The organism is Streptomyces sp. NPDC006309, from assembly GCF_040613095.1.
Classification (GTDB): Bacteria; Actinomycetota; Actinomycetes; order Streptomycetales; family Streptomycetaceae; genus Streptomyces.
In genome coordinates, this window is record NZ_JBEXRO010000015.1 from 38704 (window position 1) to 65398 (window position 26695).

General features: G+C 73.7%; 13 protein-coding genes and 2 pseudogenes. 5 read left to right on the forward strand and 10 right to left on the reverse strand.

All coding sequences use genetic code 11. The features are described from left to right. Window positions 1-82: 82 nt before the first annotated feature. A complete protein-coding gene (gntD, locus tag ABZ117_RS20345; RefSeq protein ID WP_356822622.1) occupies window positions 83-1165 on the reverse strand; it encodes a guanitoxin biosynthesis L-enduracididine beta-hydroxylase GntD in 1083 nt (360 codons plus the stop codon). 530 nt (window positions 1166-1695) lie between these two features. Between gntD and ABZ117_RS20350 the strand changes: the two genes are divergently transcribed. Both ABZ117_RS20350 and ABZ117_RS20355 read left to right on the forward strand, forming a co-directional pair. Then, complete coding sequence (locus ABZ117_RS20350; RefSeq protein WP_356822624.1) at window positions 1696-6141, forward strand: amino acid adenylation domain-containing protein; 4446 nt, start codon at window positions 1696-1698, stop codon at window positions 6139-6141. Beyond that, window positions 6138-7430: a cation:proton antiporter gene (locus tag ABZ117_RS20355; protein ID WP_356822625.1), complete on the forward strand. Its 1293-nt coding sequence runs from the start codon at window positions 6138-6140 to the stop codon at window positions 7428-7430. Before ABZ117_RS20350 ends, ABZ117_RS20355 begins: the two co-directional genes overlap by 4 nt. 109 nt (window positions 7431-7539) lie before the next feature. Here ABZ117_RS20355 and ABZ117_RS20360 read toward each other — a convergent pair whose 3' ends face one another. From ABZ117_RS20360 to argG, 4 genes are all read right to left on the reverse strand, one after another. Further along, a complete protein-coding gene (locus ABZ117_RS20360; RefSeq protein WP_356822627.1) occupies window positions 7540-9279 on the reverse strand; it encodes an NAD(P)/FAD-dependent oxidoreductase in 1740 nt (579 codons plus the stop codon). A 23-nt stretch (window positions 9280-9302) separates the two neighbouring features. Further along, entirely contained in the window at window positions 9303-11099 is a 1797-nt protein-coding gene (locus ABZ117_RS20365; protein WP_356822629.1) for a non-ribosomal peptide synthetase, read from the reverse strand. Between the two features lie 135 nt (window positions 11100-11234). Next, entirely contained in the window at window positions 11235-11990 is a 756-nt protein-coding gene (locus tag ABZ117_RS20370) for an alpha/beta fold hydrolase (protein WP_356822631.1), read from the reverse strand. Window positions 11991-13059: 1069 nt separating this feature from the next. After that, entirely contained in the window at window positions 13060-14505 is a 1446-nt protein-coding gene (gene argG / locus ABZ117_RS20375; RefSeq protein ID WP_356822632.1) for an argininosuccinate synthase, read from the reverse strand. A 352-nt stretch (window positions 14506-14857) separates the two neighbouring features. On the opposite strand from argG, the pseudogene ABZ117_RS20380 reads away from it, so the two are divergent. Then, window positions 14858-16797 (forward strand): annotated as a pseudogene (locus tag ABZ117_RS20380) (ABC transporter ATP-binding protein). A gap of 76 nt (window positions 16798-16873) precedes the next feature. Here the strand turns inward: ABZ117_RS20380 and ABZ117_RS20385 are convergent. Continuing rightward, on the reverse strand, window positions 16874-17449 hold the full coding sequence (locus ABZ117_RS20385) for a dienelactone hydrolase family protein (RefSeq protein WP_356822634.1): 576 nt from the start codon (window positions 17447-17449) through the stop codon (window positions 16874-16876). Window positions 17450-17948: 499 nt separating this feature from the next. Here ABZ117_RS20385 and ABZ117_RS20390 point away from each other — a divergent pair, with 499 nt between their 5' ends. Both ABZ117_RS20390 and ABZ117_RS20395 read left to right on the forward strand, forming a co-directional pair. After that, on the forward strand, window positions 17949-19139 hold the full coding sequence (locus ABZ117_RS20390; RefSeq protein ID WP_356822635.1) for a low temperature requirement protein A: 1191 nt from the start codon (window positions 17949-17951) through the stop codon (window positions 19137-19139). Between the two features lie 144 nt (window positions 19140-19283). Continuing rightward, window positions 19284-19894, forward strand: a pseudogene (locus ABZ117_RS20395) (amidohydrolase family protein); the annotation flags it as partial. 79 nt (window positions 19895-19973) lie between these two features. Here ABZ117_RS20395 and ABZ117_RS20400 read toward each other — a convergent pair. The 4 genes from ABZ117_RS20400 to ABZ117_RS20415 all read right to left on the reverse strand — a co-directional run bounded on the left by ABZ117_RS20400 (window position 19974) and on the right by ABZ117_RS20415 (window position 26461). Further along, the gene (locus ABZ117_RS20400) at window positions 19974-21224 is read right to left on the reverse strand and encodes an extracellular solute-binding protein (protein ID WP_356822637.1); all 1251 of its coding nucleotides are present in this window, start codon (window positions 21222-21224) and stop codon (window positions 19974-19976) included. Window positions 21225-21342: 118 nt separating this feature from the next. After that, on the reverse strand, window positions 21343-22083 hold the full coding sequence (locus ABZ117_RS20405) for an alpha/beta hydrolase (RefSeq protein WP_356822638.1): 741 nt from the start codon (window positions 22081-22083) through the stop codon (window positions 21343-21345). 85 nt (window positions 22084-22168) lie between these two features. Continuing rightward, window positions 22169-24916, reverse strand: a complete 2748-nt coding sequence (locus tag ABZ117_RS20410) for an AAA family ATPase (protein ID WP_356822640.1) — start codon at window positions 24914-24916, stop codon at window positions 22169-22171. 438 nt (window positions 24917-25354) lie between these two features. Further along, the gene (locus ABZ117_RS20415; RefSeq protein ID WP_356822642.1) at window positions 25355-26461 is read right to left on the reverse strand and encodes a helix-turn-helix domain-containing protein; all 1107 of its coding nucleotides are present in this window, start codon (window positions 26459-26461) and stop codon (window positions 25355-25357) included. Between the last annotated feature and the right edge of the window lie 234 nt (window positions 26462-26695).

The following is a 26695-nucleotide window of genomic DNA, read 5'->3' on the forward strand; positions in this document are numbered from 1 at the left end:
CCGGCCCGCCCGGAGGGTCGTGGACGGGGCCGGCCGGTCCACGTGGCGGCCCGTGGTCGCGGGCCGCCACCGTGACGAGCGGTCAGACCAGGGCGCGGCGGTGCGGCGCGAAGCGCCGTCCGCCGGCCTTGCGCAGGTCGGCGAGCACGTTGATACGGCGCAGCCAGCGGTCGGTGCCGTCGTAGCGCGCGGCGAACGGCCGCCGCCCGTGGACGGCCCGCTTGTTGTCCACGATGAGCAGCTCACCGGGGCCGACCACGACGTCCCGCAGCCCGGCGTCGATGGCCGCGGTCACCGCGTCGAGCGCCTCGAGCGCCTCGGCGTCCAGGGACCGTGGCATGAAAGCCGGATCGATGCAGATGTAGGGAGCCTCGCGGTCGCCGGAGAGGACCGCCGTCGGGCGCGGTGCCGTCTGCCGGTCGGCGATGTCGCGGAACGCCTCGGCGACCCAGCTCTCCTCGTCCACACCGGTGGTCCTGCTGTTGAAGGCGGCGGTGTGCGACTCGTCCGGCAGGATGACGAAGCGTTCCTGGAAGAGCACCTCCCGCACCCGGTCCTCCAGTTCGATGTCCTGGACGGTGGCGAAGGTGGTCGGCACCCGGTCGTGGTTGCGGATCCCCGCCAGCAGGATCCAGTCGGCGCGCAGCGGGTGGAAGGCGTCCTCGTTGTGCCACTCCAGGGTGGTGGTGGAGCTGGAACCGAGCTGTTCCCCCTCATGTCCCTTGATCGGGAACAGGTCGAGCACCAGTCGGCCGCGCTGCTGGGTCACGAAGGAGACCGGGTCGCCGAGCAGCGAACCGATCAGGAGCAGCAGAGCGGTGGCCCGTTCGGCTTCCTCGCTGACCGGTTCGTGGACGTAGTCGGTCGGGGTCGGTCCGGCCAAGGCCTCGGACACGGGCAGGTTGGCGAGGACGAGACCGCCGTAGGGACGTCCGGTGAGGCGGAAGTCGACAAGATGGGACCGGATGCGCAGAGGTATCTCGTGGGCGAGCAGGGCGAGTTCGTCGAGTCGTCGGTCGATCGGCTGTTCGTGACTGCGCTCCAGCGCCGCCTCCGCCAGGTCCCGCAGGGCGGTGTGCTCCGCGTCCGTCAGTTCCAGGCAGGGCATCCGGTCGTCGGCTCGCAGCGGGAGTTCCGCGACGGGAAGAGCTCCTCTGAAGTTCATGAGGTGTGCTTTCCTTTTCTGTGCTCAGGCTCTATTCGGGACAGACGGACCCTCGGGAGAGATATCGGACACGTAACGGTCCGGACGGGGGCAAACCTTCTCCGGTCTAAAATGCGGGGAAATTCGGAGTGTTCTGGATATCCTCGACCGGCGTTCCGAGAACGCCACGGAGAGCCCCCTTCCCCCGATTCCGTCCACCGACTCTCAATCCCCGCGTCGCCGGAAAAGACTGGGTCGAAGCCTAGTCTCACCAGACACTTCGACCCAGTGACCCGCAATGTGAGCCGCGTCACTTCGCTTCCCGCGCATTCCCCGCAACCCTGCGGATAACCAAAGCACCGAAGCGTCTTCGGGCATTTTCGCGCCCCTCGCACGGTTACCGGTTCGATTTCCTGACACGCATCTTCTCCTGTCCTTTCCAAGCCGAGGAGTCACCGTTGCCGAAAGGCCCCGACCCTACCCCTGGACCGACGCGCTCCTCGCCGGGAACCGCTGTTTCCGGCCACACGGCGGAAAGAGACTCCGCGGCAGTGCGGGCCTACTGGCTCGCGATGCTCCAGGGCATCCGGCAAGAACCCCTGCTGGAGCCGGACGGCGCGACCGCGCCGGTACCGGAGGCCGCGTTCGTGCCGGCCGGGCCTGCCTCGGCGCTGCGGCGCATCGCGGGCGACGACCCGGTCGGCCTGCATCTGCTGCTGCTCGCCGCCACACGGCTGTGCCTGACCGCCTTCGGGGCGGCCGGGGACCTGGCCGTGCTCTGTGCCTCACCGGCCGACCCGGACGCCGAACTCGCCCTGCGGACACCGCTCGGCCCGACGACGCCGATGACCGAGTTCCTCACCTCCGCCCACGCCGACCTGCAAGCCGCGACCCCGTTCGCCTGGCGGCACCGTGGCGCGCTGGCCGCGCAACTCCAGGCGGCGGGTGCGGCGGAGAGTGAGGCCCTGTCCCAACTCGCCGTGCGGTGGCAGGTGTCCGGGGAGTCCTCCGGGCCCGCGCGTGCCGGGGTCGAGGTGCGCGGGCGGCTCGAGGAGGACGGCACCCTGCGCGTGGAGGCCGTGTCCGCGCACGGGCGGGTGCCGGTGGCCGCGGCCGGGCTGCCACGGTGTGTCGCCGCCGCGCTGACCGACCTCGGCCGCGATCCGCGGCGCCCCGCCGGGCAGGTGGACGTGCTCGGCGCCGACCAGCGCGCCGAGCTGGAGCGCTGGAGCGGACTGCCCTTGCCGGCCGCCTTCCCCGCCCTGTCGCTCCTCGACCTGGTGGACGCGACGGCCGCGCGGAGCGGGGACCGGATCGCCGTCGTGGACGGCGCCACCCGTCTGACGTACGACGACCTGATGCGGCAGGCGGCGCTCCTGGCCGGTGAGCTGCGCGCCGAGCACGGGGTCGGTCCCGGCGACCGGGTCGCCGTGCTGCTGCCGCGCGGCGCGGGCCTGGTCGTGGCCGTGCTGGCCGTCCTGCGGGCGGGCGCCGCCTATGTGCCCGTCGATCCCGGCCATCCGGAACAGCGCATCAGCCATCTCCTGCGGCTGAGCGAGGCCAAGCTCCTGATCGGCGACCGGCCGCCCGCCGACTGCGCCCTGCCGGCCGTGCCCTCGGTCCGGGTCCTCGGCGACCGGCCGGACGTCGCGGCCGGCCCGTCACCCGCACCGCGGGTACGGCCCGGTGACGAGGCCGTGGTGTTCTTCACCTCGGGGTCCACCGGGCTGCCGCGCCCGGTGAGCATCCGGCACGACCAGCTGCGCCACAAGGTGGTCACTTCCGCGGCGCAGCTCGGCATCGACGCCGGCGTCCGGACCGCCCTGCTGTCCGCGCTCACCTCGGACGCGACGGCGTACCAGATCTTCGTGACGCTCGGCGTCGGCGGCACCCTGATCGCGATGGGCGCACCCGACGAACTGGACCCCGTCACCTTCTGGGATCGCGTCCGGGCCGAACGGGTCACTCTTCTGAACTGCGTTCCGGGCCTGCTGTCGGCCATGCTGGAGGCCCTTCCGCCGACGGCCGGGCTGCCCCTGTCCCATCTGGTCCTCGGCGGCGACGCGGTGCCGCGCGGCCTGATGGCCCGTACCGCGGGCCGGCTGCGCATCGGCACGCTGGTCAACCTCTACGGCCCGTGCGAGGCGACCGTGGAGTGCGCGTCGTACGTGTGCCCCGGCGACCGGGCCGCCGAGCTGATGTCGGTCCCCATCGGTTCCCCCTCCCCGGGCTTCGGCGTGCTCCTGGTGACGCGGTGGGGCATGCCGGCACCCGTCGGCGTCCCCGGGGAGATCTATGTCGCCGGCCCCGGTGTGGCGGCCGGTTATCTCAACGCGCCGGAGGCCACGGCGGAGCGCTTCGTCCCGTGCCCGGCCGGCGACGCCGGCCACAGCTTCCGCACGGGCGACCTCGCCCGCTGGAACGCCGACGGCACGCTGGACTTCCTGGGCCGGATCGACAGTCAGGTCCAGTTGCACGGCCAGCGGGTGGAGCCGGGCGAGGTGGAGCAGGCGCTGGTGCGGCTGGCCGGGGTGCGGGAGGCGGTGGTGCTTCCCCGGCCGGCCGGGGCCGACTCGGTGACGCTGGCCGCCTGGTACACGGCCGACACCGCGGTCGAACCGGCCGCCGTACGCTCCCGGCTGGCCGAGGGACTGCCCGCGCACATGGTGCCCCGCCTCCTCACCCAGTTGCCCGCCCTCCCCCGGACACCGCACGGCAAGATCGACCGGGCCGCGCTCGCCGCCTCGCCCGATCCCCGGGCCACGGAGGTCTGGGCGACGTACGACGACGCCTCCCGGACGGTCGCCGACGCCTGGGAGAGCGTGTTCGGGCAGCCGCCCCGCTCCGCCGACGAGGACTTCTTCGAGGCCGGCGGCCACAGCCTCACCGCCGCCCAGCTGGTCAGCGCCCTGTGCGCCGCGGAACCGGAGTGCGGGGTCGCCGTACGGCAGATCTTCACCGCGCGGACCCCCGGGGCGCTGGCCGAGGCCGTACGCAAGGGCCTGGACGACGCACGGCCGTCCCCCGCCGCGCAGGCCACCGCGCCCGCCGCCGCTCCCGTGCGGCCGGTGCCCGGGGAGCCGCTGCCGGCCACCATCGAGGCGAGCAACGCGCAGCGGCGCATGTGGCTGCTGGAGGCGCTGGACGAGGGCGAGTGGCGTGCCCACAACATGGTGGAGGCCTACGAGCTGGACCGTCCCCTGTCCGAGGAGGCGCTGCGCGCCGGGGTGCGCGCGGTGGTGGCCCGGCACGAGTCGCTGCGCACCACCTTCGACCTGCCCTCGGACGGCTCGGGCGCGGAACTGCGGCAGGTGGTGCGCGACGCCGGTGACCTGGACGTCGTTCCGCTGGTCCAGCCGGTCGCGCCCGAGTACTTCGGGGCCGCCCTCGCCCGGGCGCGGGACGAGGAGACCAGGTGGCGTTTCGACCTGGCCACGGGCCCGCTGTTCCGGCTGCGGTACCTGAGCGCCGAGGGTCACCGGCCCGTGCTGCTGTTCAACGTCCACCACTGCGTGAACGACGGCTGGTCGTACACCGTGCTGCTGCGCGATCTGCTCACGGCGGCCGGCGCCGCCGAGGCGGGGCGGGCCGCCGCACTGCCCCCGCTGCCGGGCTACCGTGCCCACACGCGGGCGCTGGCGGACCGGCTGGCCGCGGGGAACGGGGCGGCGCACTCGGCGTACTGGCGGCGGACGCTCGGCGATCTCCCGCCGCTCCCTGCGCTGCCCGCCGACCACACGCCGGGCGCCGTCCGCGACAGCGCGGGCGGGCAGGCGCGTGTGCCCCTGGACGAGGAACTGACCGGCCGGCTGCGCACGGTGGCCGTACGGGCCTCGGCCACACCGTTCATGGTCTGCGTGGCGGCCGCCCGCGTGCTGCTGCACCGGCTGACGGGCCTCGCGGACCTGCCGCTCGGCACGGTCGTGGCCGGCCGTTCTGCGCCCGGACTGGCCGAGGAGGTCGGCCTGTTCGCCAACACGGTCGTCCTGCGCACCGCGCTGGACCCGGCGGACTCCTTCACCGCCCTGCTGGACCGGGTCCGCCGGACGGCCCTGGACGTCCAGGAGCACGAGGAGTACCCGTTCGACCGGATCGTGGAGGACCTCGCGCTGCTGCGGACGGCGGGCCGCAACCCGCTGTTCGACGTGCTGGTGGAGACGGTGATGTCGCCGGCCGTCACGGCCGGCGACGGCGACGGCCGGCGCACGGCCCGGCATCTGGACGAGCCGCCGCAGGTCGGTGACTTCGACCTGTCGTTCGGTTTCCAGCTGCCGGACCCGGGCACCGCCCGGACCGCGGAGATCCGGGTCGGCCACCGCCTCGACCGGTTCACGGCGCACAGCGCCGCGCGCATCGGCGAGCAGCTGCGGGAGGTCCTGCGGGCCGTCCTGGACGACCCCGACGCGCCGCTGGCCGGACTGCCCGCCCCGGCGGCCGACGCCGCCGGTGGACCGGCGTGCACCACGACCGACCTCGCCCTGTCGGAGAGCGCCGTACGGGCCCTGGCCCGCATCAGTGGCGGGCGGGCGGCCGAGGAACTCGTGGTACTGACCTCCGCGGTGGCGCTGCTGACCGCCGGCTGCGACGGACCGGGCGAGCTTCAGGTGCAGCGGGCGGCGGCGCGTGTCCGCTGCCCGGTGGACGTGGCCGTCGCCACCACCCCGGCCGATCTGGTCGTGGCGGTGGACCGGGCGGTCCGGACGGCGGCCCCGGCCCACGGCCTGCCCACGGTGCTGGTCGCCTCGGAGGCCGTCGCCCCGCCGGCCGGCCGGGTGCCGCTGAGCGTGACCCTGCTCGCGGCGCCCCGGACCGGCCGGCGGGTGCTGCGGCTGGAGGCGGACCCGCAGGGAGCCGGGCAGCGCACGGCCCGGGCCCTGCGCCGCGGCCTCGACCAGGCACTGAGCTGCTTCGCCCAGCCCCGGGAACCCTTCCCGGACGGCATCACCGCGCCTGCCGCATCCGTGCCGCACGGCGCCGACAACGGGGGAAATCCGTGAGTCCTGACCTGGCCGTCACCCATCTCATAGGAGCGTCGGCGGTGATCCTGCTGGCCGCCCACGCGGGCGGATGGGTGTCCCGCAGACTCGGCCAGCCCACCATCGTGGGCCAGCTGATCGCCGGCATCGCCCTCGGCCCCAGCCTGCTGTCCCAACTCCCCGACTCCATCGGGGACACACTGTTTCCCCAGGCCATAGCGCCGATGCTGACCGGGCTCAGCCAGGTCTCGCTGGTGCTGTTCCTGTACGTCGTCGGGTACGAGCTGGACCTGAGCCTGTTGCGCGGCAGGTCGCGGACCACGCTGACGGTCGCCGCCGCGGCGTTCGCCGTGCCGATGGCGGTGGGCGCGGGCGCCACGCTGCTGTTCCACGGCACGCTGGAGAAGCTGGGCGTCCCGCACCACATCTCGGCGAGTTCGGTCCTCTTCCTGGCCGTCGCGCTGTCGATCACGGCCGTACCGGTGCTGGTCGTCGTCGTGCGGGAGAACGGGCTGGCCGGGACGGTTCCCGGCGTCATCGCCGTCTCGGCCGCCGGCCTGATCGACATCGTCGGCTGGGCGGTCCTGCTCGGCACCCTCATGCGGGGCAAGGGCGGCGGATCCGGGATGTCACTGCCGGTACGCCTGCTCCTGCTCGTGGTCTTCGTCGTCGTGATGGTCTGGCCCGCGCGGCTGCTGCTGAAGCGGTTCCACCGCTTCCCCGGTGTCTCCGCGCAGCCCCGGCTGGCACTGCTGATCGGGTTCGCCTTCACGGCCGCGTGGGCGACCAGCGCGCTCGGCCTGCACGTCATCTTCGGGGCACTGCTCGCGGGAGTGGTCACGCCGCGGGAGCCCGACGGCACCCTGGACCCCGAACTGGTGCGCTCGCTGGACAGCGTCGGCTCGCTGTTGCTGCCGTTCTTCTTCGTGGTGTCGGGCCGCAGTGTCGCCGTCGGCGCGCTGGGCGGCACCGCGGTGGCCGTACTGGCGGTGGTCACGGTGCTCGCCGTCGTCGCCAAGGTGGGTTCCGGGGCGCTGGCGGCGCGTGCCTGCCGGCTGGACAACCGTACGTCGCTGACGATCGGGGTGCTGCTCAGCACCCGCGGTCTCACGGAGCTGATCGCTCTCAACGCCGGTCTGGAGGCGGGGCTGTTGAGCGGGCCGCTCTACACGGTGTTCGTGCTGATGGCGATCGCGACCACGCTGCTGACGCAGCCGCTGCTGGTGCTGTGCCGCCGCCTGCCGGCGGCGGACGCCGACCCGCGGTCCTCGGCCGGTCCGGTGTCGGCGGCGGCGCCCGGCGGCCACTGACGGATCCCCGCGGTACGGGTGGCACGGATACGGGTTGCCCGCTGCGGCGCCGCATGAGAACAGCGGGTTCACCTCGGGGAGGTGAACCCGCTGTGCGGGGTCCGGCGGCCTACTGCTGGACGGGCGACGAGACCCGGTACAGCCGGCGCAGTTCCTCTTCGAGCTTCTTGACCTCGTCCAGCCGGGGCCGGCTCTTCGGTGCGAAGAGGCCGTCCTTCTCCCAGCGGTCCGGGTCCAGGCTCAGTGCCGAGACGTTCAGCCAGCCGCGGGAGCGGACGGTGTCGAGGTGCTCGGGCAGCGCGTCCTCCAGGGCCAGGTAGAACAGGACGTGGGCCAGTTCCTCGATGCGGTCGATGCCGTCGCGGATGCTCACCAGCACCTGGCCGAAGGCCGGGGTCTCTGTGTCGTCGGCGGGCAGGTTCTGCACGAAGAGGCGGGCGAGGGTCGGCAGGTCGTCGAAGTAGTCGATGTAGTCGAACTCGAAGACGCCCCGGTAGCTGCCCGACCATGCCTTGAGCAGGTTCATGACGGCACCCTGGGTCGCCACGACGGGGGCACCGAGCGCGCTGAGTGTCGTACTCGCGGACTCGTCCAGGTACGTCTTGCCGTAGAACTGCGGGTCGGAGAACGCCCACCCCACGTAGTAGTCCCAGATCGTCTTCAGGGACATGATCACCGGGTTGTCGTGGAAGGCGTACGAGCCCTGGATGTTCTGGGTGAGTCCCTCGGCCAGGGACAGGAACCACCGGTTGGCGTAGCGGACGAAGTCCGCCTGGAAGGACCCCGCCCGGTCGCGGCCGATCATCTCGGTGACGAATCCGTTGGCGTAGCCGATCAGGTTCGAGCCCACCGAGTAGTAGGGGTCCGCGAAGACCGCGGCGTCGCCGACGCACGCCCACCGGTCCTGGGAGAAGACCTGGTGGGAGGAGTGGCTGTAGTTCTTCAGGACCCGGAAGTCGAGCACCGGCAGTTCGCGGATGGCCGGGTCGAAGCCGGGGACGCGGTCGACCACGAAGTCGATGGCCTTCTCGATCCGGTTGTACTTGGTGACCGGATGGAGTTCGTCGCTCACGACGATGCCGACGCTGGTGTGGTCCGGGGCCAGCGGGATGGCCCACACCCAGCCGCCCTCGAACATGAAGTGGTTGGTGGAATGCCACCGGGGCTCGTCCGCGCGGTCGTGCCAGGCCGTCTTGTCCGGCGCCACCAGCTCGTCGGTGTCCAGGCGTCCTTCGAGCCGGAACCAGACGGAGTTGTGCGGCTTGGGATACCGCTTGGTGAGTCCCAGCTTGCGCTGGAGGAGCCGGTGCCGGCCGGTGGCGTCGACGACCCAGCGGCAGGTGACGGTGGTCGTCTCCGGGTCGTCCCCGTCGCTCTGGTACGTCACCCGGTGCGGTGCGTCCTGCTCGCCCAGCTCGATGTCCAGGACGCGTACGCCCTGCGTGAGTTCGGCCCCGGCGCCGGCCGCCACCACCCGCAGGTGCTCCTCCAGGGAGCCCCGGTTCAGCTGGTAGGACTTCGCCGGCAGGAACCGGTTGACGCCGAACTCGGACTCCAGGTGGAAGTCGGGGCGGTCGCCGTAGAAGTAGCGCAGCCCCAGCTTCTCCAGCTGGTGTTCCTCGAGGTAGTCCCGGATGCCGACGACCGCGGCGAAGTAGTGCGCGCCCACCTCGACCGTCGATTCGCCGACCTTGAACGCGGACAGCGGAATGGGCGAACGCTCGCGCTCGCACACCAGGACGCTGAGCGTGGGATAGGCGTCCTTGAGCTGCTTGGCGAGGCAGAGCCCGGCCAGGCCACCGCCCGCGATGACCACGTCGTGGTCGACCCCCGTGAACTCCGTGACCATGGAATCAGTACCGCCCTGTCCGCTCAACGTTTACCCACCTCGCTGCTCTGCCGGTTCTCGATGATGAGAGCCAGGCTCCGAATGGTTCTGCCCGTGTAGGGATCCGAGTTGTCCAGCTGGACCCCGAGGGTCTCCTCCACGTCGGCGACGAGGTCCATCACGCTGAGGGAGTCGCCGCCGAGTTCGAAGAAGTCGTCGTCCAGGCCCACTCCGAGGGGTGCGAAGATCTTCCGCCAGATCCCGAGGAGTGCGGATTCGGCCGGTGACGCCGGCGCGGGCGCCGGGCCTGCCGGAGAGGTCGCGTCGGAGTACAGCGCGGCGAGGGCCGTTTCGTCCACCTTGCCGTGCCCCGTGACGGGCACGGTGTCGATCGGGATGATCGCCGACGGGACCATGTAGTCCGGCAGGCTCTCCTGCGCCGTGGCCCGCAGCCGTTCTACGTCGCTCGCCGTGGGACCGACGACGAAGGCGACCAGACGGGGCGTCGCCGAGGTGACGTCGCGGCGCAGCAGGACGACGTGGTCGACCGAGTCGTCCTTCGTGAGGGCCTCGGCCACGTCACCCAGGTCGACGCGCCGGCCCCGGATCTTCACCTGCTGGTCCCGGCGCTCCACGAACTGGAGATTGCCGTCCTCGTGCACCCGGACGATGTCGCCGGTCCGGTAGACCCGCTTTCCGCCGAAATACGGGGACGAGGGCACGAAGAAGCTTCCCTCGGTCAGTTCCGGATTTCCCAGGTATCCCCGGGCCAGCCGGGTTCCGGCAAGATACAGCTCGCCCGTGCCGCCCGGTTCCACCGGTTCGCCGTCCTCGTCCACCACGAAAGCCTCGGTGTGGTCGATGGGCTTTCCGATGAGCACGTGCGGATCCGAGGCGCCGAGCGCGTGGACCGTGGAGCACACGGAATTCTCGGAGGGGCCGTATTCATTGAGAAGTTTCACGTCGGGAAGCCGGGAGAAATGTTCACGGACGAGGCTGGAGGTGAACCATTCCCCGGCGATCGTGATACTTCGCAGCGCCTTGGTCGATTGTGCGTCCATGCCGGGGAGGAGACGGCTGTAGAGCGCCGGGGTGATGAGGAAGTGCGAGACCTCCCGCCGCTCCATCAGGCCGGTGAGATAGCGGCGGTCCGTGATGCGGTCCCGGGCGGGGAGGAGGAGTCGCGCTCCGGAGGTGAGGGCACAGAAGGTGTCGGCCACGGAGCTGTCGAACGAGGGCCGCGGCATGGCGAGCGTCGTGTCGTCCGGCCCGAAGCCGTAGTAGGAGTTGCGCCAGGTCAGCGTCTTGACGATGGCGTGGTGCTCGACCGCTGTGGCCTTCGGTGCCCCGGTGGTGCCCGAGGTGTGGATCACATAGGCGAGGTCCGTGGGCGCCGACAGCGGTGCCGGGTCGGTGTCCGGCGTGTCGAGGGTGGCGCTCATCACGTCCGTCACGAAGAGCGCGCCGCTGAAGAACGCGGCACCGGCCGCGGCGGAGGACTCGACGAGGAGCGCTCTGGGCGCCGTGTTCTCGATGATGCGGTGCGTCACGGCCGGCGGATTGTCCGGATCCAGCGCGACATAGGCACCGCCGGCCTTGAGCGCGGCGAGCATGCCGATGACCACGCTCGGCGGATGCCGTACGAGAATGGCCACCCGGTCGTCCGGGGCGACTCCGGCGGTGTCGCGCAGGTAGTGCGCCAGCTTGTTGGCTCTGCGGTTCAGTTCGCCGTAGCTGACGCATTCGCCCTCGTACTCCAGGGCGATATTATCGGGAGCTTTTCGGACGCTTTCCTCGAAAAACTGGTGCAGGGTCCCCGGTTTGTCGGGTGCTATCGCCACATGTTCCCCCTGTGCGAATACCGTGAATCCTCGACCTCCGCAGCTTATCCGTCGTCAATCGAACACTCAAGGGGGACTTCTCTGCATTGCGTGCGGCCCGGGCGGATAAACCGGGCCATTCCCCGGACGACCGAACTAGACATCGAGCGCGTGGGCGAGCGCGCCGATCGTCGCGGTCGGCGAGTTCTGCGGGAAGAAGTGCCCGCCCGGTACCGCCGCGAGCCGGAACGGGCCGGCGCACAGCGCGCGCCAGGTGGCCGCCACGTCGGCCGTCACATCGGCGTCCTCGTCCCCGTAGAGCGCGGTGACGGGTGTGGTCAGGTGCGGTCCGTCGAGCGGCGGGCGGAAGGAGGCGTGCGCGGTGAGGTCCGCGCGCAGCACGGGGAAGAACCGTTCCCGGAACGCGGGGCGGTCGAGTCCCGCGGGGTTCGCGCCGAGACGCTTCCACAGCAGCTCGATCTCGTGGTCGTCCCCGGGGGCCCGGGGTGTCGCCGGTCCGGGTGCTCCGGCCGCCAGTACGACGAGGTGGGCCGGCGGGCGCCCCAGTTCGGTCAGCCGGAGCGTCAGGGCGTAGGCCAGGCACGCCCCGAAGCTGTGACCGGCCAGGACCAGCGGCTGCGGGAGCGCCAGGACGTCCGGCAGGACGTCCGCGACGAGGTCGGGCACGGAGTCCAGCAGGGCCTCGCGTCCGCGCGCCTCCCGCCCGGGCGGGACATGGGCGTGGAGGTCGATCCGGTCGGGGAGCGCGCGCCGCCAGGAGGCGTAGGCCGTCGCCCCTCCCCCGGCGTGCGGGAAGCAGACGAGGCGGGCGCGGTCCGCCGGGTCTCCCGCCCCGCCCGGCGGACCGAAGCGGTGCAGGGACACGCCGCTGGGACCGGAATTGTTCTGCATGTGCACACCACCCAAGGGGATCCACGACGAGTACTGCGTGAGGGGCGTCCGGTTCGTGACGAGGCGCGTGCCGGCCGACGGGGTGCCGGCGCGGCGGCCTGCGGGTCACGGCCTCCGGGGTGGCGTCCGGCGGCGTCTGGTGCCAGCAGCCATGACCTCACGTACCCGTGGTGCGGCAGTGGGCGTCTGGTGTGCTGGCACGGCGCTCCCTTGAGAGGTGGACGGGGCTGGCGTGGTGCCCGGGTTCGCGGCCCGGCCTGTCCCGGCCCGGCCGATACGACGGTGACGTGGGGTCGTCGTGGTACGCGGCCCGGTCCCGGGGGGGATGTGTGCACTGGCGTGCGGTGGCGGCGTACCGCCTGGTGACGTGTGTCTGAGTGAGCCCCGCCTTGTGGCTTCCATGTCTATCACAGTCCACCGATCATGGACCTGACTATTTTGCGCCACGGTGGCGCGGGATCGCCGCCGGTGCGACAGCCTTCGCGCGCGGCGCGGGAGCGGGGTGCGCGCGGCGCGGGAGCGGGGTGCGCACGGCGCGGGAGCGGGGTGCACGCGGCGCGGGAGCGGGGTGCGCACGGCGCGGGAGCGGGGTGCACGCGGCGCGGGAGCGGGGTGAAGAGGCCCGCGTGGGCGGCGCGGGAGCGGGGTGACAGACGGGGCGTGGGCGACGCGTGGGCGACGCGAGAGGGCGAGGCAGACAGCGCGTGGGCGGCGCGCGGCCGGGGTGAAGGGTCCACGTTCCGGGCCGCGTTCACGGCGGTACGGCGGCCGGGCGGTGCGCGGCGACCCGACCCCGTCCGTGCCGGGCTCCCGGTTCTGTCGGGCGTGGATATGTCGGGCGCGGTACCGGCGGGCTCGGTGCACGGTTCCGGCAGATGCGGTACCGGCGGGCCCAGTTCCGGCAGGCGCGGTTCCAGCGGGCACGGTCCCGGCGGGCACGGCCCCGACGGGCACGGTCCCGACGGGCGCGGTCCCGGCGGGCGCGGTTTCGGCGGGCGGACGGCAGCGGGCGCCGGCGGTGCGGCACCGTCGGGGCCCGCTGCGCGGGGGTGTGCGATCGAACGGACGGTCAGTCGGCGCCCGACTCCATCGCGGCGCGGTCCAGCATCTCGTCACCGGCGGCGGCCTCGCCCCGGGAGGCGATGACCTCGGCGCCGCCCTCCGGCATGCTGCCGATCAGGCCGGTGGCGGCCGCCTGGGCGGCGCCGATGGCGGGGTGGCCGGTGCCGATCAGGCCGAGTCCCGCGTACTGCTCCAGGCGCGCGCGGGAGTCGGCGATGTCGAGGTTGCGCATGGTGAGCTGGCCGATGCGGTCGGAGGGACCGAACGCGGAGTCCTCGGTGCGCTCCATGGACAGCTTGTCCGGGTGGTAGCTGAACGCCGGGCCGGTGGTGTCGAGGAGCGAGTAGTCCTCGCCGCGCCGCAGCCGCAGGGTCACCTCGCCGGTGACGGCGGCGCCGACCCAGCGTTGCAGCGACTCGCGGACCATCAGCGCCTGCGGGTCCAGCCAGCGGCCCTCGTAGAGCAGCCGGCCGAGCCGGCGGCCCTCGTTGTGGTACTGGGCGACGGTGTCCTCGTTGTGGATCGCGTTGACCAGTCGCTCGTAGGCGATGTGCAGCAGGGCCATGCCGGGGGCCTCGTAGATGCCGCGGCTCTTGGCCTCGATGATCCGGTTCTCGATCTGGTCCGACATGCCGAGGCCGTGCCGGCCTCCGATGGCGTTGACCTCCATGACCAGTTCGACCGGCGAGGCGAACTCCTTGCCGTTGACGGTCACCGGGCGGCCCTGGTCGAAGCCGATGGTCACGTCCTCGGGGGCGATCTCGACCTCGGGGTCCCAGTGCCGGACACCCATGATCGGCTCGACGGTCTCGACCCCGGTGTCCAGGTGCTCCAGGGTCTTGGCCTCGTGGGTGGCGCCCCAGATGTTGGCGTCGGTGGAGTACGCCTTCTCCGTGCTGTCGCGGTACGGCAGCCCGTGCGCGAGCAGCCACTCGGACATCTCCTTGCGGCCGCCCAGCTCGGTCACGAAGCCGGAGTCCAGCCAGGGCTTGTAGATCCGCAGGTGCGGGTTGGCGAGGAGACCGTAGCGGTAGAACCGCTCGATGTCGTTGCCCTTGAAGGTGGAGCCGTCGCCCCAGATCTGCACGTCGTCCTCGAGCATGGCCCGCACCAGCAGGGTGCCGGTGACGGCGCGGCCGAGGGGCGTGGTGTTGAAGTAGACGCGCCCGCCCGAGCGGATGTGGAACGCGCCGCAGGCCAGAGCGGCCAGGCCCTCCTCGACGAGGGCCGCCCGGCAGTCGACCAGGCGGGCCACCTCGGCGCCGTAGCTGGTCGCGCGGCCGGGCACCGAGGCGATGTCGGGCTCGTCGTACTGGCCGATGTCGGCGGTGTAGGTGCACGGGATGGCGCCCTTGTCGCGCATCCACGCGACGGCGACCGACGTGTCGAGACCGCCGGAGAAGGCAATGCCGACGCGCTCGCCGACCGGAAGGGAAGTGAGGACCTTGGACATAGGAAGAGTATGCAAGATTCCACATCATCATGCAGACCCCCGGGGGGTGATACTCGGCGCACATGTGCTGGTTATGCACGCATAAGCGACGAATAGTCGCGCTAAGTACTGGGCGGCCTTCATCCACCAGCCGGTCCAGCGCGTCCACGCCGTCCGGGCCGGGGCACGCTCGGCCTTTCGGTCACCGCCGTTCCGGGCCGGGCCCATGTGCGGCAAGGACCGGTGCCGCTCGCGGGCTCCGGTGTGCGCGTGATCCCGGGCTTCCCGGCACGGCCGAAACACATGTGTTCGAGGAGCCCGCCGGGTCGTTGAGCCTTCCGAGCCAGCCGCACGACCGTCGAGGGGGACCACGTTGACTTCGGCCAGCACACAGGAACAACCGATTCCCGGCCCATCGGACACCAGCCCGCCGGACGCCACCCGCAGCGCGCAGGAAGAGGAGTTCCTGTACCGCGACGAGTCCCGGCTCCGGGCCGGCGCGCAGATGACGACCGGCACGATGGCGCGGCGGCTGCCCGCGCTGGTCCTGCGGTCCCTGCGGATGGCGTGGCGGGCGGACCGCGGCGCCACGGCCGGACTGCTGGCCTGCCAGGCCGGTACCGGCGTTCTCGCCGCCCTGGGGCTCCTCGCGGTCAGGGGGACGATCACCGCGCTGATCTCGTCGGGTGACATCACCGAGCGACTGCGGGACGCGGCCCCCCAGCTGGCGGTCATCGCCGCCGCCACCGGTGCGCGCGCCCTGCTGGGCATCATGGTGACGTGGCTGACCGGACGGCTGCGGCCGGTGCTGGCCCGGGCCGCCGAGCTGACGATGATCGAGGCCGCGCTCGGCGCGGAGCCGGCGGCGCACAACAAGCCCGGCTACAACGACTTCTACGACATCGCCGACCGGGGCGCCCAGGTCACTCGGGACCTGGTCGACGAGGCGCAGAACGTGCTGGCCGCCACGGCGACGCTCGCCGCCGGCGCGGCCGTCCTCGCCGTGCTGCACCCCGCGCTGCTCCCGCTGCTCCTCCTGGCGTGTCTCCCGCAGGCCGCCGCCTACGTGCGGGCCGCGCGCGTGCTGTATCTGGCGGGCCTGGAGACCTCGGGACGGCGGCGGATGCTGCACAAGCTCCGCTGGCACATGGCCTACTCGGAGTCCAGCGAGGAGATGCGGGCCTGCCTGGCCGGGCCGTTCCTCATCGGCCGGTACCGGCGGCTCGCCGCGTCCGTCAACGCCGCGGAGCCAGGGCCGCGGACTCCGGCGTGTGGATGGGGCTGGCCGGCGCGGTCGCCGGCGGGGTGGCGTCGGCCGCGGTGTGGGCGGCGCTGCTCTGGCTCCTGGCCTCCGGCCGTATGAACCTCGCGGCCGGAGGCGGCGCCGTCTTCGCCCTCCAGACGGCGACCGGATCCGTGCGCGGCATCATCAACAGCGGGGCCCGGCTGATCCGCACCGGCTGGTACGTGCAGGACTGGCAGAAGTTCCTCGACAACGCCCACGGGCAGGCCATGGCGGCATCCCGGGGCAGCGGGACGCTGCCCGGGCCACCCGAGCGGTTCGAGGTCCGCGATGTCACCTACCGGTACGACGGCGCTCCCGGGGACAGTCTCGGCGGAGTGTCCCTCCAGGTGCGGCGCGGGGAGATCGTGGCGCTGGTCGGGGAGAACGGGTCGGGCAAGTCGACCCTGTCCCGGCTGCTGTGCGGCCTGTTGCTGCCCACGTCGGGCGACGTGGCGTGGGACCGCACCAGCACGGCGGAGCTGGCGCCCTGGGAAGCGTGGAAGCATGTCGCGCTGGCCCCGCAGACGTACACCTACCTGCCGTTGACGCTGCGCGACAACATCACCTTCGGGCAGGGCGACACCGGCGACGCCGCCGTCCTGGCCGCCTGCGAGGCGTCCGGGGCGGCGGACCTGCTGCCGGGCCTGCGGTCGGGCCTCGACACCCTGCTGACGTCGGAGTGGTTCGGTGGCCAGCAGTTGTCCGGGGGACAGTGGCAGCGGGTGGTGCTCACCCGGGCGTTCCACCGGAACGCGGCCCTGCTGGTGATGGACGAGCCCACGGCCGCCCTGGACGCACGGGCGGAGCACCGCGTCTTCACCGGACTGCGGGAGCTGGCCAAGCAGCGCGCGATCCTGCTGATCACACACCGGCTCGCCAACGTCGCGGTGGCGGACCGGATCGTCGTCCTCGACGAGGGACGCGTGGTGCAGGAAGGGACGTACGCGCAACTCACCCGGCAGCCCGGGCTCTTCCGGACCCTGTGGGAACTCCAGCAGCGCACGGGCGGGGAGGCCGGCGACCACTAGGTCGTGTCGTCGGACTCCCGCCGTTCGCCCGGAGGGCGGGCTCCGCGACGTCAGGTGCGTGCTCTTGCGACACGGCCTACGGAGTGGGCCGGGGGGCGAGGAAGTCCAGGACCCGGCGCCAGGTCAGCTCGGCCGCGGCCGGGTCGTGGTCGGGGAGCCCGGGGTCGGTGTAGCAGTGGCCGGCGCCCGGATAGCGGAAGACCTCCAGGTCGACGCCCCTCTCCCGGGCGGCCCGGTGCAGTGCGGCGACGCGCTCGGGCGGTGCGAAGTCGTCCGGTTCGGCGGCGTGCAGCTGTACCCGGAGACCCGGCCGGGCGGACGCGGGAAGGTCGGCGGTGGCGTGCAGGAGAAGGACACCGGCGGCAGCGGGACGTTCGGGCCAGACCTCGCCGACCACGCCCGCCCCCATGGAGACACCGGCGAGCACCGTCTCGTCCGGCATGCCGCCGAGGGTCTGCCGGGCGCGCCGGGCCACCGCTGCCCAGCCGACCCGGCCGAGCAGCCGGAACCCCTGGTCGAGGGTGGCCGCGGTCTCGCCGCCGAGGAGGTCGGGCGTGACGACCTCGTGCCCGGCACGGCGCAGCCGTTCGGCGGCGAGCAGGTCGGCCGGGCGCAGACCGAGAACCGAGTGGAACAACGCGACGTGCACCATGGCGTCATGGTGCCGTACGCCGGGCTCCGGATCGCCGCGACCGCCCGCGCAGTGGCGCCGGACCACTGCGGGGAGGGGACGCTGGGTGCGTACGCGGCGACCTCGGACGGCAGCGCTCGGTGCGCCCCGGCGGGTCAGGGCGCCGTCCCCGGTCCGCAACCGGAGGGGGCCTGTTCACCATCGCGGGCGGCATCGTGCCAGGTCCGCACCCGGACGGAACTACTGACGCCCGCTCCCCGCGCCTCCCGCGTCCAGCCCGAGCCGCCGGAGCCGCCCGGCAAGCGGTGTGTGCGCGCGGGGTCACCTTCTCGTGCGCCGGCGGGCACAGCCGGCCGCCCGGCCCCCTCCACGCTCGCAACGGCTGCCCGGGCCGACGGGCATGTGGAGAGGAACAACAGTGGGCGAACGGGCCGGCGTGATGCTCCCCGGTGTCATGGGCCGCCGCCTCACGAGGCGTTCACCGCGCGACGTCGCGGGGCGGCTGCGTCCCGGAGGGACCATGCGGGGTCGGGATCCCGGGGAACCGCACCGGACGGCCACGTCCCTGGAGCTCCTCTTCGACCTGTGCTTCGTCATCGCCGTGGCGGAGGCCTCCCGGTGCCTGAGCGCCGCGGTGGCCGGCGGGCACGCCGGCTCCGGTGCCCTGCGTTTCGCGCTGGTCTTCTTCACGGTCTGGTGGGCGTGGATGAACCTGACCTGGTTCGCCTCCGCCTACGACCCGGACGACGTGCCGTACCGGCTCACGGTGCTCGCGCAGATCACCGGTTCACTCGTGCTGGCGGCGGGGGTCGCCCGGGCCTTCCAGGACGGTGACCTGCGGATCATCACCCTGGGGTACGCGGTCCTGCGGACGACCCTGGGCGCACTGTGGCTGCGGGCCGCGCGGTCGGATCCGGTCCGGCGCCGGACCGCGCTGCGCTTCGCCGCCGGGGTGACGCTCTGCCAACTGGGATGGGTGGGGCTGTTGTTCCTCCCGGCGCACGCACGGTTGCCGGCGGTCCTGGTGATGATCGCCGGCGAGCTGGCGGTCCCGGTGTGGGCGCAGTCGGCGGGGACGACACCGTGGCATCCGCGTCACATCGCGGAGCGCTACGAGTCGTTCGTCCTCATCGTGCTCGGCGAGTCCGTGGCCGCCGCCGCAGGCGCGGTCCGTGACGCGCTCGGCCGGCACCGCGACTCCGGCGCGCTGTACCTGCTGGCGACGGGCGGCCTGCTGATGGTCTTCGCCATGTGGTGGCTGTACTTCGCCCGGCCCGCGCACACGATCCTCGCCACGACGCACCGGGCGGCGCGCGGGAGGTTCGTCTGGGCGTACGGCCACTTCCCGGTCTTCGCCTCGGCCGCGGCCGAGGGCGCCGGCCTGGCCGCGTACGCCGCGCTGACCCGGCGCCACGGCGACGCGGTGCCCCTGGCCGCGCGGGCCGCGGTCACCGTGCCGGTGGCGGTGTTCCTGTTCACGGTGTGGGCCGTGCACGTACGCCCTCACCGGCGCGGCGGTGTCGAGCGGTTCGCGTTCCCCGGCGTCGCCGTCGCGGTGCCGGCGGCCGCCTTCGCGCCGGCGCCCGCGCTCGTCGCCGGCCTGCTGTGCGCGGCCCTCGTCGTCGTGGTCACCCGGGCCGACCGGGTCTCGTGCACGGGCAGACCAGTGGGGGTGCGCGCAGAGGAAGGGGACCGCGCCGACGGTGCCTAGCGTGAGGGCGAGGCCGGCGCGACCGCGCTGACGCGCGGGGACACGACACGTCGGCCGGTCCGTGCCGTCACATGCCGTGACATGCCGTCCATGCCGTGACACGCACATGTCGCTTGTTCAAAAAGGGGGGTCCAGGTGCCATCGATGCCGGTCGGCGGGCTGATTCCGCAGGCCACCGAGGATGCCGCGGACCTGGTCGTCCGTAACGCGAAGGTGCACACAGGCGACCGTGCCCGGCCGCGGGCCGAGGCGATCGCCGTGCGGGACGGTGTCGTCACGGTCGTCGGGGACGACCACGACGTCGCTCCGCACGTCGGGGCGGCCACGCGGGTGGTCGACGCGCTCGGCCGGCGGGTGGTCCCGGGACTCAACGACGCTCATCTGCATGTGATCCGCGGCGGCCTGAACTACGTCCTGGAGCTGCGCTGGGACGGTGTCCCGACGTTGCGCCAGGGTCTGCGGATGCTGCGGGAGCAGGCGGCGCGCACGCCCAAAGGGCAGTGGGTGCGGGTGGTGGGCGGCTGGTCGGTCGAGCAGTTCGCCGAGCGACGGCTGCCGACCGTGGCGGAGCTGAACGCGGCGGCCCCCGACACCCCGTGTTCGTCCTGCACCTGTACCAGGCGGCCGTACTGAACCGGGCGGCGCTCAAGGCCGCCGGGTACGGCAGGGACACACCCGATCCCCGGGGCGGCCAGATCGTCCGCGGCGGCGGCGGAGAGCCCACGGGCATGCTGCTGGCCGCGCCCAGCGCCCTCTCCGCCGCCAATACCGGCTGGAGCCGCCCCTCACCCGCCCTGACCCGCCCTGTGTCGCTTTGACGGCGCCCCGGCGCCCTCAGGGTGCGGTCGCGATGCGCTGCCCCTGCCGGAGTGCTTCCCGCGGGGTCTCCTCGCCGGTCAGCGCCGACTGGATCGCGGTGTAGATCCCGGTCGCCGCCCGGGGCCACCGGACGCCGAGCCGGCCGGTACGGGAGCGGGCGGCCCGGGCGCTGTGCACGAACGCGGCCATCGACGGCACCTGCGCGGCGTAGCGGTCGGCCACCCGGGTCCGGGCGGGCACGGTGAAGTTCTGCCGGGCCAGGGCGAGCATGTGCGCGTCGTCGGTCAGACAGGCGAGCACCCGGGCGGCCTTCTTCTGCCGGGCCGGGGAACCGCTGCGCGGTAGCGTCCACATCTCCCCGCCGAGCGGTGTCACCAGGGTCTGCCCCGCCGTGCGCACGGGGAGGGCGGCGACGCCCCAGTGCAGCTTCTCCGTCCGGTTCATGGCGGCGATCCGCCAGGGTCCGTTGACCATCATGGCGGCCCGCCCGGCGACGAACCGGTCGTGGACATCGGCCTGCGTCCAGTTGAGGACCGACCTCGACATGGAGCGGTCCCCGACCAGGTCGGCCCAGAGCTGGAGCGCCTGTGCGGCCTGCGGGGAGTCCAGCCGCCGCTCGTCGGCGCCGTTGGACCACAGGAACGGCAGCAGCTGCCAGCTGCCTTCCGCGGTGGCGTTGGCGGAGACCGCCATGCCGTACCGGCCGGGGCGGGTCAGCCCGGCCGCCGCCGTCCTCAGCTGGTCCCAGGTCCTCGGTACGGCGACACCGGCCTCGCGGAGCATGTCCTTGTTGTAGAACAGGGCGGTCGTGTTGACGGTGGGCGCCAGTCCGTACACCGTGCCCCGGTAGCTGCCGGCCGCCGAGATGCCCGGGAAGAAGCCGCCGGTGTCGATGCCGTACCGGTCCAGCGGTGTCAGCGCGCCGGTCGCGGCGATCTGCTGCACGTCGGGGTTGTCCAGCATCAGCAGGTCGGGCAGCGTCCGTGCCGCCCCCTGCCGCAGGACCGTGGGGACCACGGCGGGCACCGGGACGCTGCGGTGCCTGACGGTGACGCCCGCCGTCCTGCCGCAGTCGTCGAGCCGCCGGCTCCACTGGGAGTGTTCGGTGGTGTCGGTGTAGTAGTCGAGCGCGGTGATCGCGGTGACCTCGCCGGTGGCGGACGGGTCCGCGGCCCGGCCGGCGCACCCGCCGCCGGCCAGGACCAGCACGGCGGTCATGAGAAGCCGGGACATACGCCGGGTCAGCGGTCCGGCGGGTGAGATCATGGTGGTTCGTTTCCCGGGGTACGTGTGCGGTACGGCGTGTCGGTCGCAGGGCCTGCGGCGTACGCCGGCCCGCCCCCGGCGACCGGATCATGGTAGGCCAGCGGCGGACGCGAGCGGCTCACCCGGCCGGGGCGGGGCCGTGGCCGCCGTCACGGGCCATGCCCTGGGCGACGGCCTCCCGGATCATCGCCGCCACGGCCTCCGGCCGGGACAGCACGACGGCGTGCGAGGCGTCCAGCACGTGTTCGGTGGCCGTCATGCGCTGGGCCATGAACCGCTGGGCGGAGGGGTTGAGCATCCGGTCGGCGGTGGCGACGGCGTACCAGGACGGGGTGCAGGCCCAGCCCGGCCGGCCGGACCTCTCGGTCAACGCCCGCCCGTCGAGCGGCCGTTGGGCGGCGGCCAGCAGGCGTGCGGTACGGGGCGCGAGGTCGCCGGCGTACACCTGCGCGAACCGTTCCGCCCGGATGTACAGCCCGCCGCGGCCTTGGGCGGTGACGGTGGCGTCCGCCATCGGCGTGGGGGCGAAGCGGCACAGCACGTCCTGGACGCACTCTCCGGCGTCGAGGCCGAACGCCGCGACGTAGCACAGCGCCAGCACGCCGCCGCACGCGGCGGCCTGGGTGATCACCGCGCCGCCGTAGCCGTGGCCGACCAGGACGACCGGCCCGGCCGCCCGGTCCAGGAGGGCCTGGAGGCAGGCGGCGTCGTGCGCCAGCCCGCGCAGCGGGTTCACGGGGGCGGCCACGGCCAGGCCGACGGCCCGCAGGTGGCCGATGGCCCCGCTCCAGCAGGAGGCGTCGGCGAACGCCCCGTGCACGAGCACGACGGTCGGCGGTACGGCGGTGGGTCCGTGCATAACGGTGGCCTCCGGCTGGGTTCGATGGGCCAGCCAAGCGCCGTCGGCCGCGCCGCGCCTCACGCGAACGTACCAACCCGGGCGCTCAGTTCTCGCCCAGGGAGGCCACCAGATTGGCCAGCTGCACCCGGGAGTTGACCGACAGCTTGCGGAAGACGGACGTGAGATGGGTGTTGACCGTGTGCGGGGAGACCACGAGTGTCTCGGCGGCCGACCGGTTGGTGTGGCCCTCCGCGACGAGCCGCGCGACCTTCTTCTCCGAGGCCGTGAGCGCCTCCCAGCCCTGCACGGGGTGCGGCACGGCCTGCGCCCGGCGGCTGCCGGCCCCCGCGCGCTCCAGCAGCGGCAGCACAGCCGCCGCCGGGGCGTGGGCGCCCGATGCGGCGTACAGGGCATGGGCCTGGGTCAGGACGGTCACCGCCTCGGTCCTGCGGCCCGCCGCCAGCAGGGCCGGCCCGAGGTCGGCGTACGCGGCGGCCCGGACCAGCGGGCGGGGGCTCGCCCGGAGCAGTGTCACCGCGTGTTCCAGCAGGCCGAGGTCGTTGCGGACCAGGCCCATGGTGTGCGCCGCGAGCCCGGTGGCGGTGGGCACCGCCGGGTTCCGTGCGGCGTGCGCCCCGGCCTGCGCGGCCAGATCCTCGGCGAGCGCGTGTTCCGCACCGCGCAGCGCCATGCGCACCGCCGCGTCGACCCAGTCGCGCAGCAGCCGCCAGCGCATGAACGGCCCCACCCGCTGCACCCGCCGGATCGCCTCGACGGCCGGTGCGAGGTCCCCGTCGGCGTCGGCGTGCACGGCTTCCAGGAAGTGGACCACGGCGGTGTTGCCGGGATTCGGTCTCCTCGCGCGTCTCTCCCGCGCGGCGGCCAGGTGGTGGCGCGCGGTGTCCCGGTCGCCGCGCAGCAGGGCGATCCGGGAGCGGACCACCCGCGCGTTGACCTGCTGGACGACGGCCTGTACGTCGTCCTCGAGGCGTTCCATCGTCACGAAGGCGGTCTCCGCGCCGTCGAGGCGGCCGAGCCCCAGGTGGTACTGGGCCTGGGCCCACTGGAGCATCGCCTGCCGGGGTGAGCCCGCGTCGTCCGCCGCCCGCAGCAGCAGCCGTTCACCGGCGGCGAAGTCGTCCAGGTGCAGGTGCGCGACGATCTCCTCGGGCAGGTAGGCGGCGTCGACGGCGCTGAGCGCGGCGAACCGCTTCAGCGCGAGGGCGTTCTCCCCGGCGTTCTGCGCGATCTCGCCGAGCGCGGACAGGGCCAGCACATGCGCTTCCCGGTCCTGGGCCGCGGTGGCGTCACGCAGGGCCTCCTCCCCGGCCGTGCGCGCCGCGGCCAGGTCCTCGCCCCGGGACAGGGCGAGCGCCCGCAGCGCGGCCAGCCGTGCCGCGACCTCGGGGGCGGCCCCGCCGACGGCCAGGGCGGCCTCGGTACGGCGGCGCAGCTCGTCGGCGAGGTCCATGCTCCACAGGGCGCCGCCGAGGGCCGCCTGGATCCGGCCGAAGGAGTCGAGGGGCGGCCGGCAGGCCAGCAGCCGGTCGGCGGCGGCCAGCGCCTCCCGGTCCCGGCCCGCGCGGCTCAGGCAGACGATCGCCCGCTCCCCCACCGCGAATCCCGACGGGCGCGGCGGCGGCACCAGGTCCAGCGCGTGCGTCATGAGGTCGGCCGCCAGCCCGGGGGTGACCGGCAGGACGTCGTCGGCGGCCCGGCGCAGCAGCGCGGCCGCCTCCTCGTCGCCGGGCCGGGCGCTTCTGAGGATGTGCGAGACGGCGTCGATCGGCCGGTGGCCGGCGGCGACGAGATGCCCGGCCACCTCCCGGTGCAGCGCTTTGCGGGCCGACGGCGGGATGTCGACGTAGACCGCCTGGCGCAGCAGGTCGTGCCGGAACACCAGTTGGTCGCCCTCGTCGTGCAGGAGTCCGGCGCGGACCGCCTCTTGCAGCGCCTCCAGCAGCGCGGCGGGCGGCCGGCCGCACAGGGCGGCGGCGGCCTGGAAGGCGAAGCCGCGGCCCAGCACGGACCCCATCTGGAGGAAGCGCAGCGTGCCGGGCCGCAGGGAGGCGAGCCTGCCGCGCACCCCCACGACGAGGCCCTCGGGCACGGGTTCGCCCGACGGGCCGGCGGCGCGCAGGCCCGTGAGCATCTCGACGGCCAGGAACGGGTTGCCGCCGGCGCCTTCGAGCAGCTGCCGCACCCGGTCGTCGACGGCCGCGCCCAGGACGTCCCCGGCGAGTTGCCCGATGGCCGCGCCGGACAGCGGGCCCAGGGCGACCGTGACCGTGGTGAGTGCCTCGCGCGCGGCCGTGGCGATCTCCTCCGGCGGCCCGCCGGGCCCCTGGCGCCTGGTCAGCGCCCACAGGACGGGCGAGGTCCGCAGGCGGGCCGGCAGGAGTTTCAGGGCGAAACGGCTCAGCGGATCGGCCCACTGGATGTCGTCCAGGGCGATCACCACCGGACCGCCGCGGGCTCTGGACTCGATCGCCTCCGCGAGCCGCTCCACGAGCCAGATCCGCTGGTCGTGGCTGCCGGCGAGGTCGGCGAACGCGTCGGCGGACAGCAGCGGCCGGTCGCCGTGCAGAAGGCTCGCCGCCAGCGACGACAGGGGCGCGACGTGGTGGAGTTCGTCGGCCTTCCCGACACCGGCGGCGAATCCGGCGGCGCGGGCCCTGGTGACGGCCTCGGCGAGCAGCGCGGTCTTCCCGATGCCCGCCTCGCCCTCGATCAGGGCCAGCGCGCCGCTTCCGGTCCCGGCCACCGCCGCGATCAGGGACCGCGCCCTCTCCTGCTCGGCCTCCCGGCCGCGCAGACCGTCCCGGGACAGCGATCCGTCTGCCGCCGTCACTCCCGCCCCTCCGTGTTCCGCGCCCATCGCCGAAGCCGGGAGCGCCCCGCGAGCGGTGACTCCGCTCCGTCACGCCGGCTGCCGGGGCCGGAGCACGGCTCCGGCCCCGGCGGACGACACGCCGGGGACACTATGACAAGGAACGACGGGTTTGCGCACGTCCGGCGGGGTGCGGGGGCCTACGGCGGGTCGGCCCGCGAGGGCTGGCTGAAGGGGAAGGGCGGCCGGCGTGCGGGGCGAGGGCGTACGGCGGACAGCTCCACGGGGCGCTTCCCGGACGGGCACGGCCGGCAACCGTGGGGCGCGGTGCGGCCGGCGGGCAGCGCCGCGGAAGCCCGGGCGGCGCGAAGGGTGGCCGGTGGGCAGCGCCGCGGAAGCCCGGGCGGGGCGAGCGCAGCCGGCGACCGTGGGACGCGGGTGCGGGCGCTGCCGGGTGGGTCAGGCCGCCGTGCGGTCCGTCTCGCCGGTGAGGACGGGGAGCGGGGGCGGAAGGATGTGCCGGTACGACGGGGTCGGCGTCTGCGGGAGAGCGGTCGGGGGCGTGTGGGCCGCCGTGTCGCGCCACTCGGCGGGGGTCATCCCGTAGGCGGCGCGGAAGACGCGGCTGAAGTGGGCGGCGCTGGTGAACCCCCAGCGGTGGGCCACGGCCGCGATGGTGTGGCCGGCGGCCTGGCGGCGGGCCAGTTCGCGTCGGCACCGCTGGAGCCGGCGGCGCTGGATCCAGCGGCTGACGGTGACGTCCTCGGCCTGGAACAGCCGGTGCAGGTAGCGGACGGAGATGTGGTGGGCCCGGGCGATGACGTCCGGGCTCAGGTCCGGGTCGGCGAGATGGTCGTCGATGAAGGCCCGGATCCGGGGCAGCAGCACCCGGGCGGCGTCGGGCGTCCCGGCGGGTTCGTGGCCGAGCCGGTCCGCGGCCATCACCCCGAGGAGGTCGAGGACGTGGCGGGCCTGGGCGTCCCCCAGGGCCCGCGGGTAGGTCTCCGCCGTGTCCACGAGCGTGGTGAGCAGCGGGAGCAGCAGGGTGCCGAGCGGTGTCCCGGGGTGGACGGGCCGCGCGATGAGCCGGCGCAGGCCGGCTTCGCCCAGGTCCGGCAGCCGCCGCGGGAACACCAGGGACTTGGTCCGGAAGGGGGTGGGGAAGTCCGCGCGCAGGGGGCGCGCCATGTCGCAGACGACGATGTCCCCGGGGCCCAGTTCGGCCGTGCGCTCGTCCTGCTCGATCCTCGCGGCGCCGCGCACCAGGAGTGTGACGACGAGGTGCTCGTCCGGGCCCGGCGCGGCCGGCGCCGGGGTCCGCCGTACCCGCATGGGGCCGCTGTCCACCGTGGCGACGCGGACGTGGCCCAGCCGGGAGGTGCGGAGGCTTCCCGCGCACTGGTCGTCGGCGACGGTGACGTCGAGTTCGGCGAACGTACGGGACAGCGCCTCGCGCCAGTAGGCCCGTCTGAGGTGGAGGGGTATCGCGTCGGTGGCGTAGAGCGTGCCCGGGAGTCGGTCCCCCGGTCCGGGTGCGGGTGCCGGTGCCGGTGAGTGCGGCGACATGATGTCCGCCCTTCGGTGTGTGTGCTGTCCGCACACCGTGCCAAGGGACGGCGGGCGCCCACATCGCGTGAATCCGCTAGATCCATGAAATGCCGTCCGTGCCACGTGCCGCGTCTCACGCACCGCGTACACGCTTCCCCGCGCCCCGGCCGCCTCCCCCGCCGCGATGCCGGAGCGGCCGGCGGGCCCCGGGCGCCGTATGGCGCCCGGGGCCCGGGCGAGGGGGCCCGGTGG

Coding starts and splice junctions, on each gene's coding strand:
- gntD (WP_356822622.1), bottom strand. CDS start 1,165: ATGAACTTCAGAGGAGCTCTTCCCGTCGCGGAACTCCCGCTGCGAGCC.
- ABZ117_RS20360 (WP_356822627.1), bottom strand. CDS start 9,279: ATGGTCACGGAGTTCACGGGGGTCGACCACGACGTGGTCATCGCGGGC.
- ABZ117_RS20370 (WP_356822631.1), bottom strand. CDS start 11,990: ATGCAGAACAATTCCGGTCCCAGCGGCGTGTCCCTGCACCGCTTCGGT.
- argG (WP_356822632.1), bottom strand. CDS start 14,505: ATGTCCAAGGTCCTCACTTCCCTTCCGGTCGGCGAGCGCGTCGGCATT.
- ABZ117_RS20385 (WP_356822634.1), bottom strand. CDS start 17,449: ATGGTGCACGTCGCGTTGTTCCACTCGGTTCTCGGTCTGCGCCCGGCC.
- ABZ117_RS20390 (WP_356822635.1), top strand. CDS start 17,949: ATGCGGGGTCGGGATCCCGGGGAACCGCACCGGACGGCCACGTCCCTG.
- ABZ117_RS20400 (WP_356822637.1), bottom strand. CDS start 21,224: ATGATCTCACCCGCCGGACCGCTGACCCGGCGTATGTCCCGGCTTCTC.
- ABZ117_RS20405 (WP_356822638.1), bottom strand. CDS start 22,083: ATGCACGGACCCACCGCCGTACCGCCGACCGTCGTGCTCGTGCACGGG.
- ABZ117_RS20415 (WP_356822642.1), bottom strand. CDS start 26,461: ATGTCGCCGCACTCACCGGCACCGGCACCCGCACCCGGACCGGGGGAC.